Here is a 915-nt window from a genome sequence, read left to right as displayed (position 1 = left end):
CCACATCACCACCCCCCATCATCAATTCAAAGCACGCGCCCTCGTCATCGCCAGCGGTGGCGCCTCATTTCCCAAACTAGGCGGTAGCGACCTCGCTCTACAACTTGCCAAACAACTCAAACTTCCCAATCACCCTTTCAAACCCGCCCTCGTCCCCCTCATTCTCAGCCCACCCCTCAGCCACCTAAGCGGCATCAGCACCCCCCGTACACGCCAGCCTCCCCCACTGCAACAGCCCAAGCTTTCGTGAAAACCTCCTCATTACCCATAAAGGACTCAGCGGCCCAGCCATCCTCCAACTCTCCACCTATTGGCAAAAAAACCAAGCCATCGCCCTAAACTTCCTCCCCCGACCAGCCCCACAACAGCCTCATTCACGCCAAAACCACCCACCCCCAACAAACCCTCCAGCAACACCTCAAACCCCACCTCCCCACAACCTCCTAATCCACCTCTTAAACACCAGCCCCCTAGCCCAGAAAATCCACCAACCCCTCCAACACCTCAGCACCACAGACCTCCAACACCTCCAAATACACCTCCAGCAATGGCAAACCACCCCCACCAACACCGAAGGCATGAACAAAGCCGAAGTCAGTAGCGGCGGCATCGACACCCGCCAATTCAACCCCCGCACCTTTGAAAACAAAACCCACAAAAACCTCTACGCCATCGGCGAAGCCCTCGACGTTACTGGCTGGCTAGGCGGTTATAACTTCCAATGGGCATGGTCATCGGCATGGTGCTGCGCTCAAGCCCTTGGAAAAAACCTCCAATCCTAACCTCATCTCTTGCTTACAAATCGATACAATCATTCTATAGTCGGAGAAGTGAAAAAGTAGTACAAGGCGGCGAGCCGCAGACAGTACAGATAGTACGGCAAGGCGAGCCAACGCCGTAATACTTTTTCAATTC

The 915-nt window shown here is 54.8% G+C and carries 1 protein-coding gene and 1 pseudogene; both read left to right on the top strand.

Annotated features, from left to right (window positions below):
• Positions 1-250: pseudogene (locus A5N84_RS09245) on the top strand (NAD(P)/FAD-dependent oxidoreductase); the annotation flags it as partial.
• A gap of 10 nt (positions 251-260) precedes the next feature.
• Positions 261-782 (top strand): NAD(P)/FAD-dependent oxidoreductase, encoded by a 522-nt coding sequence (locus A5N84_RS13585; RefSeq protein ID WP_408633852.1) that lies wholly within the window; start codon positions 261-263, stop codon positions 780-782.
• Positions 783-915: the final 133 nt, after the last annotated feature.

Source organism: Rappaport israeli (assembly GCF_001888055.1).
GTDB lineage: Bacteria > Pseudomonadota > Gammaproteobacteria > Cardiobacteriales > Cardiobacteriaceae > Rappaport > Rappaport israeli.
Note: the sequence above shows the minus strand (reverse complement) of the source record. Positions and strands in the feature narration are given on the sequence as shown.